15 protein-coding genes are annotated in these 15,642 nt (G+C 36.1%); 8 read left to right on the forward strand and 7 right to left on the reverse strand.

The features are described 5' to 3' along the window. Window position 1 precedes the first annotated feature (1 nt). Together CJF12_RS13130 and CJF12_RS13135 are read right to left on the reverse strand one after the other, a co-directional pair. Window positions 2–2,896 (reverse strand): SusC/RagA family TonB-linked outer membrane protein, encoded by a 2,895-nt coding sequence (locus tag CJF12_RS13130; RefSeq protein ID WP_228379027.1) that lies wholly within the window; start codon window positions 2,894–2,896, stop codon window positions 2–4. A gap of 427 nt (window positions 2,897–3,323) precedes the next feature. Further along, on the reverse strand, window positions 3,324–4,202 hold the full coding sequence (locus CJF12_RS13135) for an AraC family transcriptional regulator (RefSeq protein ID WP_034680633.1): 879 nt from the start codon (window positions 4,200–4,202) through the stop codon (window positions 3,324–3,326). Window positions 4,203–4,356: 154 nt separating this feature from the next. On the opposite strand from CJF12_RS13135, the gene CJF12_RS13140 reads away from it, so the two are divergent. From CJF12_RS13140 to fabF, 6 genes are all read left to right on the forward strand, one after another. Continuing rightward, complete coding sequence (locus CJF12_RS13140) at window positions 4,357–5,229, forward strand: helix-turn-helix domain-containing protein (RefSeq protein ID WP_034680636.1); 873 nt, start codon at window positions 4,357–4,359, stop codon at window positions 5,227–5,229. An 86-nt stretch (window positions 5,230–5,315) separates the two neighbouring features. Continuing rightward, the gene (locus CJF12_RS13145; RefSeq protein WP_034680638.1) at window positions 5,316–5,732 is read left to right on the forward strand and encodes an OsmC family protein; all 417 of its coding nucleotides are present in this window, start codon (window positions 5,316–5,318) and stop codon (window positions 5,730–5,732) included. 113 nt (window positions 5,733–5,845) lie between these two features. After that, window positions 5,846–6,454 carry a TetR/AcrR family transcriptional regulator gene (locus CJF12_RS13150; RefSeq protein ID WP_228379028.1) on the forward strand — a complete coding sequence of 203 codons (609 nt, stop codon included), beginning with the start codon at window positions 5,846–5,848 and terminating at the stop codon, window positions 6,452–6,454. Between the two features lie 10 nt (window positions 6,455–6,464). Then, the gene (locus CJF12_RS13155) at window positions 6,465–7,733 is read left to right on the forward strand and encodes an acetyl-CoA C-acetyltransferase (RefSeq protein ID WP_034680641.1); all 1,269 of its coding nucleotides are present in this window, start codon (window positions 6,465–6,467) and stop codon (window positions 7,731–7,733) included. Between the two features lie 11 nt (window positions 7,734–7,744). Next, window positions 7,745–8,170, forward strand: a complete 426-nt coding sequence (locus tag CJF12_RS13160) for a PaaI family thioesterase (protein ID WP_034680642.1) — start codon at window positions 7,745–7,747, stop codon at window positions 8,168–8,170. A 2-nt stretch (window positions 8,171–8,172) separates the two neighbouring features. Further along, window positions 8,173–9,417 carry a beta-ketoacyl-ACP synthase II gene (fabF, locus tag CJF12_RS13165; protein WP_034680644.1) on the forward strand — a complete coding sequence of 415 codons (1,245 nt, stop codon included), beginning with the start codon at window positions 8,173–8,175 and terminating at the stop codon, window positions 9,415–9,417. 57 nt (window positions 9,418–9,474) lie between these two features. On the opposite strand, the gene CJF12_RS13170 is transcribed toward fabF, so the two are convergent. The 3 genes from CJF12_RS13170 to msrB form a co-directional block, all read right to left on the reverse strand. Continuing rightward, the gene (locus tag CJF12_RS13170; RefSeq protein ID WP_034680647.1) at window positions 9,475–9,855 is read right to left on the reverse strand and encodes a cupin domain-containing protein; all 381 of its coding nucleotides are present in this window, start codon (window positions 9,853–9,855) and stop codon (window positions 9,475–9,477) included. 69 nt (window positions 9,856–9,924) lie between these two features. Next, window positions 9,925–10,683, reverse strand: a complete 759-nt coding sequence (locus CJF12_RS13175; protein WP_034680650.1) for a murein L,D-transpeptidase catalytic domain family protein — start codon at window positions 10,681–10,683, stop codon at window positions 9,925–9,927. A 127-nt stretch (window positions 10,684–10,810) separates the two neighbouring features. Next, window positions 10,811–11,257: a peptide-methionine (R)-S-oxide reductase MsrB gene (gene msrB / locus CJF12_RS13180; protein WP_394336991.1), complete on the reverse strand. Its 447-nt coding sequence runs from the start codon at window positions 11,255–11,257 to the stop codon at window positions 10,811–10,813. A 252-nt stretch (window positions 11,258–11,509) separates the two neighbouring features. Between msrB and CJF12_RS13185 the strand changes: the two genes are divergently transcribed. Next, the gene (locus tag CJF12_RS13185; RefSeq protein ID WP_034680656.1) at window positions 11,510–12,754 is read left to right on the forward strand and encodes a DUF445 domain-containing protein; all 1,245 of its coding nucleotides are present in this window, start codon (window positions 11,510–11,512) and stop codon (window positions 12,752–12,754) included. Window positions 12,755–13,086: 332 nt separating this feature from the next. Here the strand turns inward: CJF12_RS13185 and CJF12_RS13190 are convergent, their stop codons facing one another. Beyond that, window positions 13,087–14,109: a quinone-dependent dihydroorotate dehydrogenase gene (locus CJF12_RS13190; protein WP_034680659.1), complete on the reverse strand. Its 1,023-nt coding sequence runs from the start codon at window positions 14,107–14,109 to the stop codon at window positions 13,087–13,089. Between the two features lie 100 nt (window positions 14,110–14,209). Continuing rightward, window positions 14,210–14,905, reverse strand: a complete 696-nt coding sequence (locus CJF12_RS13195; protein WP_034680663.1) for a pseudouridine synthase — start codon at window positions 14,903–14,905, stop codon at window positions 14,210–14,212. Window positions 14,906–15,058: 153 nt separating this feature from the next. On the opposite strand from CJF12_RS13195, the gene CJF12_RS13200 reads away from it, so the two are divergent. Continuing rightward, window positions 15,059–15,583, forward strand: coding sequence for a hypothetical protein (locus CJF12_RS13200; protein ID WP_051887143.1), 525 nt, complete (start codon window positions 15,059–15,061; stop codon window positions 15,581–15,583). Window positions 15,584–15,642 lie beyond the last annotated feature (59 nt).

Below are 15,642 nucleotides of genomic sequence, written 5' to 3' on the forward strand. Positions count from 1 at the left end.
TTTAAAAATTTAGTTTTACAGAACATCCTATTGAACGGGTAATTGGCATTCCATATGCATCTACCCCCACTCCACCTGGAGTAACACCGGAAACTTGCTCCGGATCAAAAGGTGCTTTTTTGTAGAAGAAGAATAAATTGGATCCGATAAGACTTACCGTTGCATCCTGCATATATTTTGAATTTACCTTAAAGGAATAAGAAAGAGAAACCTGTCTCAACCTTACAGCAGTTGCTTTATAAATATAAGCTTCATCTATATTAGGTGCATCCTGGCCACCGATACTTTCATAATATAGTTTAGCATCCGTTTTTCCTGTGTAAGGAGTTCCATCTTGATATACCGCATTAGGTATGCTCACCCCACCATTCTTTCTTGCATCCGCAGATCTTTGGCTTACGCCGGCATAATCGTATGCACCTTCCGAAAGACTCAAAACCTGTCCTCCGAATTTTCCGTCGATTAAGAAGCTTAAATTAATATTTTTATAGGTGAAAGAGTTATTAAATCCAATAATGAATTTCGGATTAGGATTTCCTAAATAAACATTATTATCAATATTCGTTAGCGGAACCCCCTTTTCATTAACGATAATTCGGCCTTCACCATCCCGCATAAATGCTCTACCATAGATATCGCCAAAAGAGCCACCTACTCTCAATTTATTATAAGTACTTCCTGCTAACGTAAATAGGGATTTGCTCGCATCATAAAAATTACCTGGTAGCAATTCTATAATTCTGTTCTTATTAGCAGAAGCATTGATTGTAGAAGTCCAGTTAAACGAAGCTCCTTTGAAAATATCATATGTTAAAGACGATTCAAATCCGGTATTTTGAATTTTTCCGGCATTCATATCGATCAGGGTTCCGGATTGATTACTCAATCCAGGAGCTGCTTCTACTTTTGTCAGATATTGATTAGACACATTAGAATTATAGTAGGTAAAATCAAAACTCAACCGGTTATTGAACATTCTGAATTCTGTTCCCACTTCAAAAGTTCTGTTTAATTCAGGCTTAGGAGTAAGCTCAGGATAACGTTCAAGATCCGGTAGGTTCGCACTGTTTCCAAATACCCCATTGTTAAATGTTGGCTGAGGATTAGCATAGGTAGGCTCTAAGGCGTTCCCAACCGTTGCGTAAGAAGCCCTGATTTTCCAGAAAGAAATATTCTTTGGCAGTTGAATAATATCACTTAGGATAAGATTCGCTCCAATAGATTCGTAATCAAATGCGTTCTGAGAACTTCCAAATAGCGTAGATGACCAATCATTTCGAAACGTCAGATCGATGTAGGCAAATTTCTTGTATCCAAAAGTTGTACTTGCAAATATAGATTTCGTTCTTGCATGCGGATAATAAATCTGGTAAGTATCGTTAGGCAGCCATTGCAAATTGTTCAGCTCAAAATAATTAGCATTCCTCAGATTATTGTTTTGGATTGTCGTAACCTTATCTTTTTTATCATTAATACTCGCTCCAACCGTAAAATCGAAACTTACATTATCCGAAATATGAGGGCTACCTATTAATAGGAAATCACCATACAATGCTGTAGTTTGAACATTATCATAAAACATTTTTCCATTAGGATTAGCCAGAAGACTAGCTGTATTGGCATATAGGTTCCTGCTTGTTTCTGCATTATAATAGGTATAGTTTCCTCTAACTTTGGCAGTCAGCCAGTCATTCATTGCATAGCTAAGTGAAATAGAAGTGTATAAATTCTTGTTATTGGAAACCACTTTATTTCTATTCAGTATCCAATAAGGATTTTGAGAATAAGGTCTGGTACTTCCTTTCGGATCAAACCAGTTTTGAGCTGGGATATATCTTTCCTGATCTAAATATTCATAATCTCTGTAACGGTCAAAATCTACCCCTCGTGGTAACGTATAAAGCTGGAATAATGGATTAAAATAAAGCCCAGGAGCCATTCTGTTTTCCACTTTCTGAATAGATCCCATCAAGTTGGCATCCAAGGTCAGTTTATCCTCCAGAAATTTACTGGAGTTTCTGAAATTAATATTATACTGATCAAATTTGGAAGTAGGAACAATTCCCTGATTCGTAGTATTTGCAAAAGAGAAGAAGTTTGTCGATTTTTGATTCCCTGCAGAAAAAGTCAAACTGTTCGTCCAGGTTGTTCCTGTACGAAGAAAATCTTTCGCATAATCTTTTGAACTTCCTGCCTTTCCCCAGCTTCCTGTAGATCCGGCAGTATTTGTATTTGGATTATAAGGAGTCGTTTGTAAAAATTCATGCTGCAACTTCGGCAGGCTATAAGCTCTGTCGAAGGTAATACTGGAAGAAAAGGAAATACTGCTTCTCCCAATAGCTCCTTTTTTTGTAGTGATCAAAATAGCACCGTTACTTCCCTGAGATCCATATAATGCTGCAGCAGAAGCTCCTTTTAGAAAGTTGATACTTTGGACATCCTCTGGATTAATAGTACTGAAAATATCTCCTGGATCGGTTCCTCCATTGTAAGATCCTGCGACAGGTGTTCCTGGAGACCCTGGAGCTCCACCAATAGAATTGATCACAGGAATACCATCAATAACCAAAAGAGGTGAGCTATTTCTGGTTGATTTATCACCTCTCATTATAACTCTTACTGATCCTCCGACACCTCCGGACGTTCTATTGATTTGCACATTGGAAACTTTCCCGTTGATCGAGTTTAAAAGATTGGGAGTCTTCACTTCCGTTAGCTCATCTCCGCCAATCTGCTGGCTGGAGTACGTCAAAGAACGTGCTTGCCTTTTTATACCCAAAGATGTCACAACAACCTCTTCAATATTGGCTGTTTTTGTTGAATCGGCAGGCTTTTTTTCTTGTGCATATCCAAACACAGAAAAAGCCAATAAAACCGGTATAGCAGTTTTTCTCATAGGTAGATTAAATAGTGTTTAATTTAGAATCGGTATTTTAAAGTCTGCTTTTACTTATAAAGCAAGTCCACTTTATTTTGCTTACTATTTATGCATCATAAATATCAAACAATTAAAGTTTTGTTAAAATTTAATTCATATTGACAAATCTAATTTTTGTGTGCAATCCGATATAATACTATTTTATCATAAAACGATATTATTTTTTCTAAGGTTTTCAAGACAACCTTTCTACATACTGGAATCCAGTACTTTATGACACTTTTCAGAATTTACAATATGAGCAATTTTTAATGTTTTTTATAGTCAAAAAGTGATTTATGCTTATTTTTCATCATTATCCTCATAGATTTGAGACTTAAAAAACAAAATCCGGATACCTAAATCCGGACTCAGAGCCTGTAAAAGCTCTTTTATAAATAAAACTTTATTCGATTTTTTTCACACCCTTGAATTGTTCTTTAAATTCTGTAGGAGTTGTTTTTTTAATGGCTTTAAACACCTTGTTAAAATTAGCTATATTGTTGAAACCTGCTTCAAAAGCTATTTCGGAAATGGTAAGATTTTTTTCCATCAACCACCGGGCAGCATAACTAATGCGGATCTCATTCAGGTAGTTCACAAATGTTTTGCCCGTTCTCTTTTTAATGAACCTATTGAAAGTCACACTGCTCATATTGATTAATGAAGCCACATCATCCAGTGTTATTTTATTCTCAAAATTTTTATGTACGAAATCATGGACAATTTTCATTTTATCATTATCGACAAATGTTTCCAGCTCTATACTATAAGATGATAAAAGTGTTTTATTTTCAGCAGTGGCCAATTCATTAAGAATTTTCATAATCTCGATGAAAGATTCAAAGCTATTCATCTTAGATAAATTAAGAAACGATTCCTTCAGTCTTTCAGCAGTCTCCTTTGAGAACATAATTCCTCTTATAGATTCTTTGATCAGATTGTTAATCGGTTTCAGAATATTTTTCTGCATCAGGGACTGGTTAAAAAAATCCTGATTGAACTGTACTACAATTTCGTATGTCTTTTTGTTCTTACATCTGTAATTTGCCCAACAATGAGGAAGGTTAGGTCCGACCAGTACCAATTCTATGTCTCCAATCTCTCCTGTATGATCTCCGACCATACGGCGGTATCCCTTTCCCTTGTAGATAAAGTTAATTTCGATTTCCGGATGATAATGGTAAGGAAAATCAAATGATGTTTTTATCCTGTCGAATACAAGAAAACTGTCTTCGGGAGATAGTGGAGTTATTTCTCTCAAAATATTTTCTAGACTGTTCATATCATTATCTAAAGGAAATTAAAATTATTCAAAAGTAAAAACACAGAAAAAGAATTCTCGGAAATATATAAATTTTTATGCTTACATTCATGATACGAACAATTAATACAACGGACATCAAGCTTTTTCGTATCTTTATTGTTAAAGTATTTCAATGCTGCCACAAAATTTTGTTTTTGAAGACCCTTATAAAAAATTTGGATACACTATTTTTTCTCAGGAAAATGTGGATACTCTTAAAGAACAGAAGTTTCGTTCCGAGATCAAAGTTTTTTTTGTTCCTGCAGGATATGAGCTCAGCGTGGATTTTAATCACTACAAAACAGAAACTCCCACCTTATTTTTTCTTACAAACCAATATCTGAATGTAACCAAAGGAAATAAAGACGAATCTGTTCTTCTCTATTATAACAGAGACTTTTATTGCATTCAGATCCATGATAAAGAAGTAGCTTGTGACGGGCTTCTTTTTCACAACATTTTTGAAATTCCAAAAGTAGACCTCAGCCATGATGAAGCTCTTATCATTAAAGATCTGCTGAAAAATATAAAGAACGAACTTGAATGGAAACAGTCTTCAAACGAAGAAATGATCAGAACTTATCTGAAACAGATTATTATTCATTCTACACGAAAGTGGAAAAAACAAAACCTGGAGACAGAAGTAGTTCATATTCCACATAATGAGCTTGATATTTTCAGAGACTTCAGCAGAAATCTTGAAATACACTTCAGGGAAAAGCATAACGTAGCCGACTATGCAGAGATCCTGCATATCTCACCCAAAACACTCACCCACAAATTCAAACATCTGAATCTGGATTCGCCGAACCAACTGATCATTAACAGAATATTGCTGGAAGCTAAAAGACTTCTTTTTTATACGGATAAACCCGTAAAAGAAATTGCTTATGATCTGGGATACGAAGACCCTGCCTATTTCAATAGATTATTTACCAATAAGGTCGGTAGTACACCGGCAAATTTTAAAAAAAATTATGCTTCGGGAAAAAAGTACAATATTTAAACCTTTTTATCTATTGAATCCAACCCTTAAACACAATATCTTTGTCATATCAAAATTAATTTAATACAACTAAAAAGCAAAACATTATGAGACGTAACGCAACAGCCGTTTGGAACGGCACCATCAAAGAAGGAAACGGACATTTAACAACACAAAGTACAACATTAAACGAGACTCAGTATTCTTTTAACAGCCGTTTTGCAGATGGCGTAGGAACCAATCCTGAAGAGCTATTAGCTGCAGCCCATGCAGGATGCTTTACCATGAAACTAAGTGCAGAGCTATCTCAAGCCGGTTTTACTCCTGAGGAATTAAAAACCACTTCTGTCATCACACTGGATCCGAGCATTGGAAAAATTACAAAGTCTGAATTGACATTAACGGCAAAAGTTTCTGGGATTTCAGAAGAAGAGTTCCAAAAGTTTGCTAAAATAGCAGAGGAAGGATGCCCGGTAAGCGCTGCTTTCAATTTTGAAATTACATTGAATGCGACTTTAGCTTAGTATTCAATATTTAAATAAATGAATATAAGTCTGGGTATTTTTTGTCCCAGACTTCATTTTTAAATAAAATATACCGTTTGGTATATTTTTGTATCTTTGCTTATAAGTTCATCATGATGTCAAAAGCTGAAAAAACGAAAAAGTTCATTATTGAGACAACAGCTCCTTTATTTAATAAGAAAGGCTATCTCTCAACGACGCTTTCAGATATAACGGAGGCTACGGGATTAACGAAAGGCAGTATTTATGGTAATTTCGAAAGCAGAGATGAAGTGGCCCTTAAAGCATATCAATACAATTCGACTTTGCTAAGTACGAATATGTCTCATACTTTAGGAGAGGAATTTCCTGCTGCTATAGATAAATTAAAAGCTTTTGTCAATTTTTACCGTACAAGCTGGAAAGCTGTTTTTCTTAACGGAGGCTGTCCTCTGATGAATGCTGCTACAGAAGCAGATGATACTTTTCCTGAACTCAAAAAACAGGTAAATCTCTCTTTTGAAGGATGGATAAAAAAAATTTCAACAGTAATCACCGAAGGCCAACAAAATGGGGAATTGAATAAGAATGTAAATGCTGAAGACATCGCATCCTTGTTTATCATGCTTACGGAAGGAGGTATTTTACTGTCTAAAACAACCGGTGACGAATCTTATTTAAATCTTGCTTTAGACCGGGTACTGCTTATTATAAACCAGGAACTTAACATCATTCCATCATAAATTTTACCTTATGGAAACAAAAAAAGTGGCTATCGTAGGATACAACAGAATTCCTTTTGCCAGAATGAATACCGCCTATGCAGATGCAGGAAATCAGGATTTATTGCTTTCTGCATTAAACGGATTAATAGACCGTTATCATTTAAAAGGAAAACTCCTGGGTGAAGTAGCAGGCGGAGCGGTTATCAAACATATTTCTGAAAGCAACCTCATCAGAGAGACTGTCATGAATACTTCGCTGGATCAGGCAACACCTGCCTGCGACCTTCAGCAAGCCTGCGATACAGGAATCGAAGCAGCGATCTATATCGGAAATAAAATTGCCCTGGGACAGATCGAAAGTGGAATTGCCTGCGGTGTTGAAGCCATGAGCAATATTCCTTTCGAGTCATCTGCAAGATTGCGAAAAGCACTGCTTAAAGCCAATAATGAAAAATCCGCGTTTGGAAAATTAAAACAGCTTTTAACTCCCTCACTTAAAGACTGGATGCCTATTCCTTATAAAGGACAAGAACCTAAAACAGGGTTGGTAATGGGTGAGCACACAGAGATCACTGCAAAGTATTATCAGATCTCCCGTGAAGACCAGGATGAGCTAGCCTTTAAAAGCCACCAAAATATGGCAAAAGCTTATGACGAAGGATTTTTCAATGATATGATCACCCCTGCTTTTGGACTTGATAAAGATAATAACTTACGCCGTGACACAAGTCTGGAGAAATTATCCCAGCTGAAACCGGCTTTTGATAAACAAAACGGAACGCTGACAGCAGGAAATTCCACACCTTTTACAGATGGAGCTGCAGCTATTTTACTGGCCAGTGAAGAATGGGCAAAAGCTAACAACCTTCCCGTTTTAGCCTATATCACATTTTCCGAATTAGCTGGAATAGAGTATGTTGAAAACAAACAAAATCTACTTTTAGCCCCCGCCTTTGCAGCGGAAAGAATGCTGAAAAAAGCAGAAATGAACCTGGAAGATTTTGATTATTATGAAATCCATGAAGCATTTGCTGCTCAGGTTCTGGCAACCCTTAAAATTTGGGAAAATGATGATCTTGCTAAAAAATTCGGCCTTGAAAAAGCATTAGGAAAAATAGACCGAAGCAAACTTAATGTCAAAGGGGGCAGCCTCGCTGCTGCTCATCCATTTGCAGCAACAGGTGGTAGAATTATTGCAACACTTGCTAAGTTACTTCATGAAAAAGGAAGCGGGAAAGGATTTATATCCATTTGTGCAGCAAGAGGTCAGGGAATCACTATGATTTTAGAAAAATAAGATTTAAAGATATGGATCGTTTAGAACAGTTACGACAATTCATCGGTAAAGAATTTGATCAGTCTCCATCTCCATTTATGAAATGGCTCAACCCTATCGTTATTTCCGTAGAAGAGGGACAACTGGAGTTTCAATATACAGTAAGGCCTGAGTGGCTTAATCCTATTGGGAATCTTCATGGTGGAGTAACCGTAGCAATCGTTGACGATATTATCGGAGCTACTATGTTTTCATTAAATGAAAATTCTTTTATAACAACGATAAATAATGTGATCGATTATTTCTCAACTGCAAAAGAAAGTGATAATATTGTAGCCGAAACTAAAATCATTAAGAGAGGAAGGCAATTTGTAAATGCCCAATGCGAAATATGGAACGCAGACAAAACAAGATTGATTGCCAGGGGGACCTCTAATTTATTTAAAATTAATAACTAAATATGAAAAGAGTTGTCATTACAGGACTAGGTGCAGTAACACCTTTGGGAAACAATGTCGAAGAATTTTGGCAAAATAGTATTAACGGCGTTAGTGGAGCCGCATTAATCAAGCATTTCGATGCAGAAAAATTTAAAGTGCATTTTGCATGTGAGGTAAAGAATTTTGAGCCTAAAACCCATTTGACTCATAATGAGATAAAAAGAAGTGACCTATTCACGCAATACGCACTTTATGCTTCAGCGGAAGCAATCCAGGATTCAGGCCTTGAGCTTGAAAATATGGACCCTTTTGATACAGGTGTAATATGGGGAACAGGACAAGGAGGAATGCTTACTTTTGAAAATGAAGTAGCAGAATATTATGGTAGCGATGGAACGCCACGTTTCAACCCATTCTTCGTTCCTAAATTTATTGCCAATATGGCTTCGGGAATGATCTCCATGAAATATGGACTTCAAGGAGTTAACTATACAACCGTTTCTGCATGTGCTACCGGAAATACAGCACTAATGGATGCTTTTAATTATATCCGTTTGGGCAAAGCAAAAGTAATTATCAGCGGTGGCTCTGAAGCAGGAATTACCCCCGCATCAGTAGGCGGATTCTCGGGTATGAAAGCAATGTCTACCAGAAATGATGATTTTGCGACTGCCAGCCGTCCTTATGATATAGATCGCGATGGCTTTGTCATTGGGGAAGGTGCGGGAGCACTTATTCTTGAGGAATATGAGCATGCCAAAAGCAGAGGAGCAACTATTTATGCTGAATTGGTAGGGGCAGCAATGACTGCAGATGCTTATCACATGACGGCGCCGCATCCGGAAGGAGCAGGAGCTATTAAGGCAATGAGATTAGCTCTTAAAGAAGCTGGAGTTAATGCTGAAGATATCGATTATATTAACCCACATGCTACCTCAACTCCTTTAGGCGATTTAATTGAATTAAAAGCAATCAGCAGTATTTTCAAGGGAAGTAAAAAGCTTGATATCAGTGGAACTAAGTCTATGACCGGGCATTTATTAGGTGCGGCAGGGGCAGCGGAAGCAATACTTTCGATAAAAGCTATTCAAAATGGTATTATCCCGCCAACTATCAATATGCACACCATTGATCCGAATATTCCAACCGATGTGAATATCGTCTTCAATGAAGCTAAAGAAAAAGATATTACTTACGCATTGAGTAATGCGTTTGGATTTGGAGGGCACAATGCTACCGTAGTCTTTAAGAAATTCAATCATTAATCCGTCTCGCGGATCTCAAATACAATAAAAGCAGTCAAAATTGACTGCTTTTTAATTTTATTCAGATTCCGGAATAAAAAAATCATCCGCACCCTCAGCAATTGGAATATAAAGCCGCTCCCATTTGTCTCCTTCCATGATATCCCAACTATGCCCAACACCATCAGTATCCTCTGCTATTAAAATTATTCCCGGTTTAATCAGAAATGTAGAACCATCACTAACTTTGAATAAAATATTTCCTTTTAATGTCACCACATATTGTCTCCTCGGAGCCGGGTGTACATTCTTTTCCCAATCTTCTGTTATGATACTGATCCAGAAGCTTGTGGTATTCATAGGCGTCAAAGTGGGAATTTTCCCTTGCTGGAAACAACTTCCCCCATCGGCTGTACTCATCAACCTGAATGCAGGAATAAACTCACTTTTAACATCCATAATATTATTTTATAAGAAATGATACAGCTCTTTCAAAACAGCATCATTTGCTCTTTTTATTATTCTAAATTAAGACCTTAACCATTCTGAAGAAGAAAGGTAGTTCTGGTCAGGATAATAAATAAAAAGACAATTTCTTCCTTTAATCGTATTGATAATAGGCATCGTAAGGTCCTTCGGAATAGCCGGACAACCCCAGCTTCTTCCAATCCTTTTATGCATTGAAGCAAATGATTCACTTACATAATTTGCCCCATGCATGACAATGGCTCTTTTATATGCAGCATCATTAAATCCTTTATCCATTCCCAAAAGTCTCAAAGAATATCCGTTATCCCCATTATAGGTAGCATCTGTAATATAGAATCCCATGCTGCTTTGAAGAGAACTTTCGGTATTTGAAAAGTTGGTTGCAAATTCCTCCCCTGTATTTTTCCCGTGGGCAACCAATGAATTGAATAGTACTTTTTTCTCTTCCGTATCAATTACCCAAAGCCTTTTCATATTGGAAGACATAGAAAAATCGCAGATAGTCAATAAGTGCGAATCCTGATTCAGCAATCCTGCCTTTTTCAAATTTTCAAATCCTGTTAAAGCTCTGTAGAACACTTCCTGATTGAGTTCATGTCCCGGTTCAAATGTAATTGATTTATATAATTCTTCTGATGAAGATCCTGTATTGGACGCCTTCCCAGATTTCGTGTCAGCTAATCTTTCAATTTTTTTTGTGCTTATGGTTTCACTTTTTAAATTCCCTTTTTCAGGAGAAAGATAAAACGAAGTGGTGACCATATATGCAAAGCCTAACAGGCTATATAATCCTTTCATTCAATACTATGTAAATATAAATTAGTGGGGCAAAATTATAAAAACATAATTACCAGCAGGTTATAAATCCACAAAGTTTAACTGAATTTAAGAAACTTTAACTTCCTGATTTCGTGAATTAAAGCATCTATTTTTGTGAATCCGGGACGAATTCCAAGCTCACAGAATTCATGCAATACCTCAGCCCTGTCGGCTTCGGTCCATCATCAAAAATATGCCCCAGATGGGAATCACATCTCTTGCAAAGTACCTCTACTCTTTCCATTCCATAACTGGAATCTTTTTTATAATACACCCCTTCTTTATCGGCTTCAAAAAAGCTCGCCCAACCACAGCTGCTTGCAAACTTTGAGGTAGAACGGAACAAATGATGACCACATACGGCACAATAATAGTCTCCTATTTCATCAAATTCATTGTATTTTCCTGTAAAAGCTCTTTCTGTAGCTGCTTCTCTTGCTACTGCATACAGATCGGGAGCCAGAATTTTTTTCCATTCTTCATTGGAAACATTCAGTTTTGTAGTATCAGTTCTAGAATAGTATGGATTGTTTTTTGCTTCTTTATTTTCCATAGGACTGGTTTTAATAGGTTGATGGTTCTGCGAACATGCCTGCAGAAAGATTAATATAATCGTTGAAACTAAAAATCTCATCGTAAATCTTATTTATTTAACCATATAAGTTGAAAATTAAAGCTTAGGTGTCCTTATAATAACAAAACAAGTAACTTAATTAACATTAACTTAAGTGTTAAATCCTTCAGGCTTAAACGCTTTTATTTAAAGTTAAACGGTTTCATAACCAAATTTACTAAATTTGATCATATGAATGATGAAGCTAAAAGAAAACAATTAAGAAAATATAAGGCTTTTGCTACAGGATTATTTGTATTGATGGCGGTTATTTTCGTCATTACCACCATCTTGCAGAAAACCAATACGTCCCATTGGATAGGATATGTCCGAGCCTTTGCCGAAGCTGCAATGGTAGGAGCATTGGCTGACTGGTTTGCTGTAACAGCCCTGTTTCGCCATCCCCTTGGCTTACCCATCCCCCATACCAACCTGATTGAAAACAGCAAGGAAAGGCTTGGAGACAACCTGGGAAGTTTTGTGGTTACAAACTTTCTATCTCCTCAAAATATCCGCCCATACATTCAAAAACTTAAAGTTTCAAATTTTGTTGGTGAATGGCTGACGAAGGAAAAAAACCAGGAAATCCTTATTAAAAACCTTTCAGATATCGTTCTGGACATTTTGAATAAACTAGACGACTCTGTCGTGAGTGGTTTTATCAGTAAAAAAGTTTCGGAAATGACCAATAACATCAAACTCAATGTGATTATTGGAAATGGAATCAATTACCTGCTGGATAAAAATGATCATCAAAGAATCATCACCAATCTTTCAAAACAAATCAAAGATTATATTATTGAAAATGATGATATGATTCAGGATCGTGTCAAAAAAGGAAGTTATTCTTTTATTCCTTCATTTGTAGATAACAAAATAGCTGAAAAAATCGCAAGCGGGCTTTCGGATTTCTTCGGAGAAGTAGAAGAAGATCCTCAGCATGAAATAAGATCTTTAATTACCAAAAAGATTTATGAGTTTTCAATGGACTTAAAGGAAGACCCTAAATGGGAAGATGAATTCAAAAACATCAAAAACGGATTGCTGAAAAATGACAAACTGAATGAATATTCCAATGACATCTGGGTATCCATTAAAAGCACCCTGACAAAAGAACTTCAGGAAGACCAGTCTTCTCTTAAAAAGTATATTTCTAAAAACCTGGAGGAGTTTGCACAAAATTTAAAAACTGACGAACAGCTTCAGAATAAAATAGACCAGTGGGTACGGGTTACCGCTTATAAGTATATTTTAAAAAACACCCACCAATTCGGGAACCTCATCAGCTCCACAGTAGGGAACTGGAAAGGAAAAGAACTTAGTGAAAAAATGGAACTGGAAGTAGGAAAAGATTTACAGTTTATCCGGATAAATGGTACTTTGGTTGGAGGATTAGTCGGTCTGATCATATATACCATCGCTAATTTCTTTATTTGATAAAAAAGACAACAACAAATCCTGCTTATACCTTGGTTGTAGATATTAATAATGCTTCGGTTATAAAATCGAAACAGATTTAAACATAGAAAACTTTTATTTAGCCCCTAAAGGAGAAATCTCTTGCTGTATTATTTAATTATTGGAGGCCATTCAAATCGCAATCTTGTCATTCTGTAGGAATCTAAGCAAAGTTAGAAGCGGTTGCAATTCGTGCTGAGATTCCTACGGAATGACAAAAGGGGATTAGCTTTTGGGATTAATCGTAATCCGATATCATTTCAACGATAAAGAAGTCATAAAAATAAAATAGCCCAACCTCAATATAATTTTTATCTCGGTAATCTGGAAGCCCTTTTCAAAAGCTCCTTATTGATCTCGTTAATCAATTCCGGGCCTTCGTAGATAAACCCTGTATAAAGCTGTATCAGGCTCGCTCCGGCATCCAGTTTCTCAATCGCATCTTTTGCAGAATGAATTCCACCAACCCCAATAATTGGAAATGCCCTACCGCTTTTCTCAGAAAGAAAACGGATGACTTCGGTTGATCTTTTTGTTAAAGGTTTTCCTGAAAGCCCTCCTGTCTCCGATTGGTTTTCAGAAATAAGATTTTCGCGTGAAAGCGTTGTATTGGTAGCAATAACACCAGCAATTTTTGTCTCCTTGACAATATCAATAATATCCAATAATTGATCATCAGATAAATCTGGAGCTATTTTTAAAAGAATTGGCTTTGAATTGGGTTTTTTCGCGTTCATCTTCTGTAAGGTCCCTAAAAGTTGTGTTAAAGGTTCTTTATCCTGAAGCTCGCGAAGGTTTGGAGTATTAGGAGAACTTACGTTCACCACAAAGTAATCTACGTAAGGAAAAAGCTTTTCAAAACAAATTTTGTAATCGTTTACTGCTTCCTCATTAGGAGTTACTTTATTTTTACCGATGTTTCCACCGATCAATACATTTTTATTTTTCTTAAGTCTTTCAACTGCAGCATCTACTCCTTCATTATTGAATCCCATTCTATTGATGATCGCAGAATCTTCTTTCAAACGGAAAAGTCTTTTCTTATCATTCCCTGGCTGTCCTTTTGGTGTCAGCGTTCCAATTTCCACAAAGCCAAATCCAAGATCTGAAAGCTCTTCAAAAAGGACAGCATTTTTATCAAAACCAGCTGCCAGTCCAACCGGATTTTTAAATTTCAATCCGAAAACTTCTCTTTCCAGACGTTTATCTTCAATTGGGTTAGGGAAAAATAATTGGGTTAGAAATCCAAAATTTTTAAGCATTGAAAATGTTAAATAATGAACTTCCTCGGGATCAAATTTGAACAGAATAGGTCTGATGATACTTTTGTACATTGAAAAAAAGTTTGACAAAAATACTCAAATTAAAATCAATTGTCATAATAACTTATGATATTTTATCAAAAAATGAAATCAAACTACCACATGTCAATGGTTAAGAATATGAACTCAAATCGAAATTTAAAATATCTCCTACTCTTTTAAATTCACTATCGACAGTTGCATTTACCGTAATTCTTTGGTTAGAAATAGGGTGATTAAAAACCAATTGATGGGCGTGAAGCGTCATTTTGTTGATGCCAAATGTTTGAAGCCACAACTTATTTTGTTTGTTGCATCCGTGCTTACGACAACCTAGAATAGGGTGTAAAATGTGCTTAAAATGTTTTCTCAACTGATGAAACCTTCCTGTTTCAGGAATGGCTTCAACTAAACAATATCTTGAAGTTTGATGTTTTAAAAAAGGTAATTCTATTTCTGAAGTCTGTAAACGATGATAATACGTAATCGCGTTTTGCCTGACTTCGTTTTCATTAATTAAATCATAATCAATAGTTTCTTCTTCTTTTGCCCAACCACGAAGAATTGCGATGTATTTCTTTTCAACCTGTCGTGTAGCAAATTCCTCACTCATGATTTTCAACGTTTCTTTATCTAAAGTGAACAGCAAAACACCCGAAGTTTTTCGGTCAAGGCGATGTACGGGAAAAACATATTGCCCAATCTGCTTTCTCAATTCCTGGATAGCATAAGTATCTGCTTCCCCAGAATAAAAAGACTTATGTACCAATAATCCGCTTGGTTTATTAATAGCAATAAGATGTTCGTCGCGGTAAAGAATTTCTAACATGGGACAAAAGTAGAAATTTTCGACTGATCTGGCAGTGGATTGTAACGGCATCCTTTTGCCAAGCAAAAATATAATGGAAAACAGCTTTCTCACTCATGATAAACCTCATCTGAAATCCTCATGAATTTTATTATTTTCGCGAAAATTATTTTCATGAAAAAACAACTATTCTTTGTGCTTTTGCTAAGCCTTATTTCACTTAGCTCTTATGCACAGGCGTCTGATTCTATTCAACTAGGCACAACCAATAAAACTCTTTTTATCAAAGGAAATCAAACCTTTAAATATTCTGAATATAAAAAGGTATTCAGTAATCCTGATGCTTTAAAGTATGCAAAAAAAGCACGCTCAAAATCTACTCTGGGAAATATCTTTGGATTCACAGGAGGGGCTTTAATGGGAGCAGGCCTGGTAAAAGCATTACAAAAAGATAAAACGATATACACGAACCTTGGAGATGGTAGGGCAGCTTCCATGACCTATAAAAATAATTATGGAGGATGGGCTCTCGTAGGAATTGGAGCAGGTGTTACTATTGTCGGGATTGTCATTAATTCCGGAACAAAAAAACAACTGAAAAAAGCAATCGATCTTGAAAATAGCTCTGAGACAAAGGATCTGACTTATTATAAGGTGGGATTCATCGGTAACGGAGCCTATTTAAGCTATAACTTTTAGGTAATACATAAGAAAAGGCAGTTTTTTAACTGCTTTTTTTGTTGAATTCCATGAATTTG

Origin of the sequence: Chryseobacterium piperi, from assembly GCF_002285635.2 — a bacterium.
Taxonomy (GTDB): Bacteria; Bacteroidota; Bacteroidia; order Flavobacteriales; family Weeksellaceae; genus Chryseobacterium; species Chryseobacterium piperi.

Excerpts from the sequence above, each read along its gene's own strand:
- CJF12_RS13130 (WP_228379027.1), bottom strand. The coding sequence starts at position 2,896 with ATGAGAAAAACTGCTATACCGGTTTTATTGGCTTTTTCTGTGTTTGGA.
- CJF12_RS13135 (WP_034680633.1), bottom strand. The coding sequence starts at position 4,202 with ATGAACAGTCTAGAAAATATTTTGAGAGAAATAACTCCACTATCTCCC.
- CJF12_RS13140 (WP_034680636.1), top strand. The coding sequence starts at position 4,357 with ATGCTGCCACAAAATTTTGTTTTTGAAGACCCTTATAAAAAATTTGGA.
- CJF12_RS13145 (WP_034680638.1), top strand. The coding sequence starts at position 5,316 with ATGAGACGTAACGCAACAGCCGTTTGGAACGGCACCATCAAAGAAGGA.
- CJF12_RS13150 (WP_228379028.1), top strand. The coding sequence starts at position 5,846 with ATGATGTCAAAAGCTGAAAAAACGAAAAAGTTCATTATTGAGACAACA.
- CJF12_RS13155 (WP_034680641.1), top strand. The coding sequence starts at position 6,465 with ATGGAAACAAAAAAAGTGGCTATCGTAGGATACAACAGAATTCCTTTT.
- CJF12_RS13160 (WP_034680642.1), top strand. The coding sequence starts at position 7,745 with ATGGATCGTTTAGAACAGTTACGACAATTCATCGGTAAAGAATTTGAT.
- fabF (WP_034680644.1), top strand. The coding sequence starts at position 8,173 with ATGAAAAGAGTTGTCATTACAGGACTAGGTGCAGTAACACCTTTGGGA.
- CJF12_RS13170 (WP_034680647.1), bottom strand. The coding sequence starts at position 9,855 with ATGGATGTTAAAAGTGAGTTTATTCCTGCATTCAGGTTGATGAGTACA.
- CJF12_RS13175 (WP_034680650.1), bottom strand. The coding sequence starts at position 10,683 with ATGAAAGGATTATATAGCCTGTTAGGCTTTGCATATATGGTCACCACT.
- msrB (WP_394336991.1), bottom strand. The coding sequence starts at position 11,257 with ATGGAAAATAAAGAAGCAAAAAACAATCCATACTATTCTAGAACTGAT.
- CJF12_RS13185 (WP_034680656.1), top strand. The coding sequence starts at position 11,510 with ATGAATGATGAAGCTAAAAGAAAACAATTAAGAAAATATAAGGCTTTT.
- CJF12_RS13190 (WP_034680659.1), bottom strand. The coding sequence starts at position 14,109 with ATGTACAAAAGTATCATCAGACCTATTCTGTTCAAATTTGATCCCGAG.
- CJF12_RS13195 (WP_034680663.1), bottom strand. The coding sequence starts at position 14,905 with ATGTTAGAAATTCTTTACCGCGACGAACATCTTATTGCTATTAATAAA.
- CJF12_RS13200 (WP_051887143.1), top strand. The coding sequence starts at position 15,059 with ATGAAAAAACAACTATTCTTTGTGCTTTTGCTAAGCCTTATTTCACTT.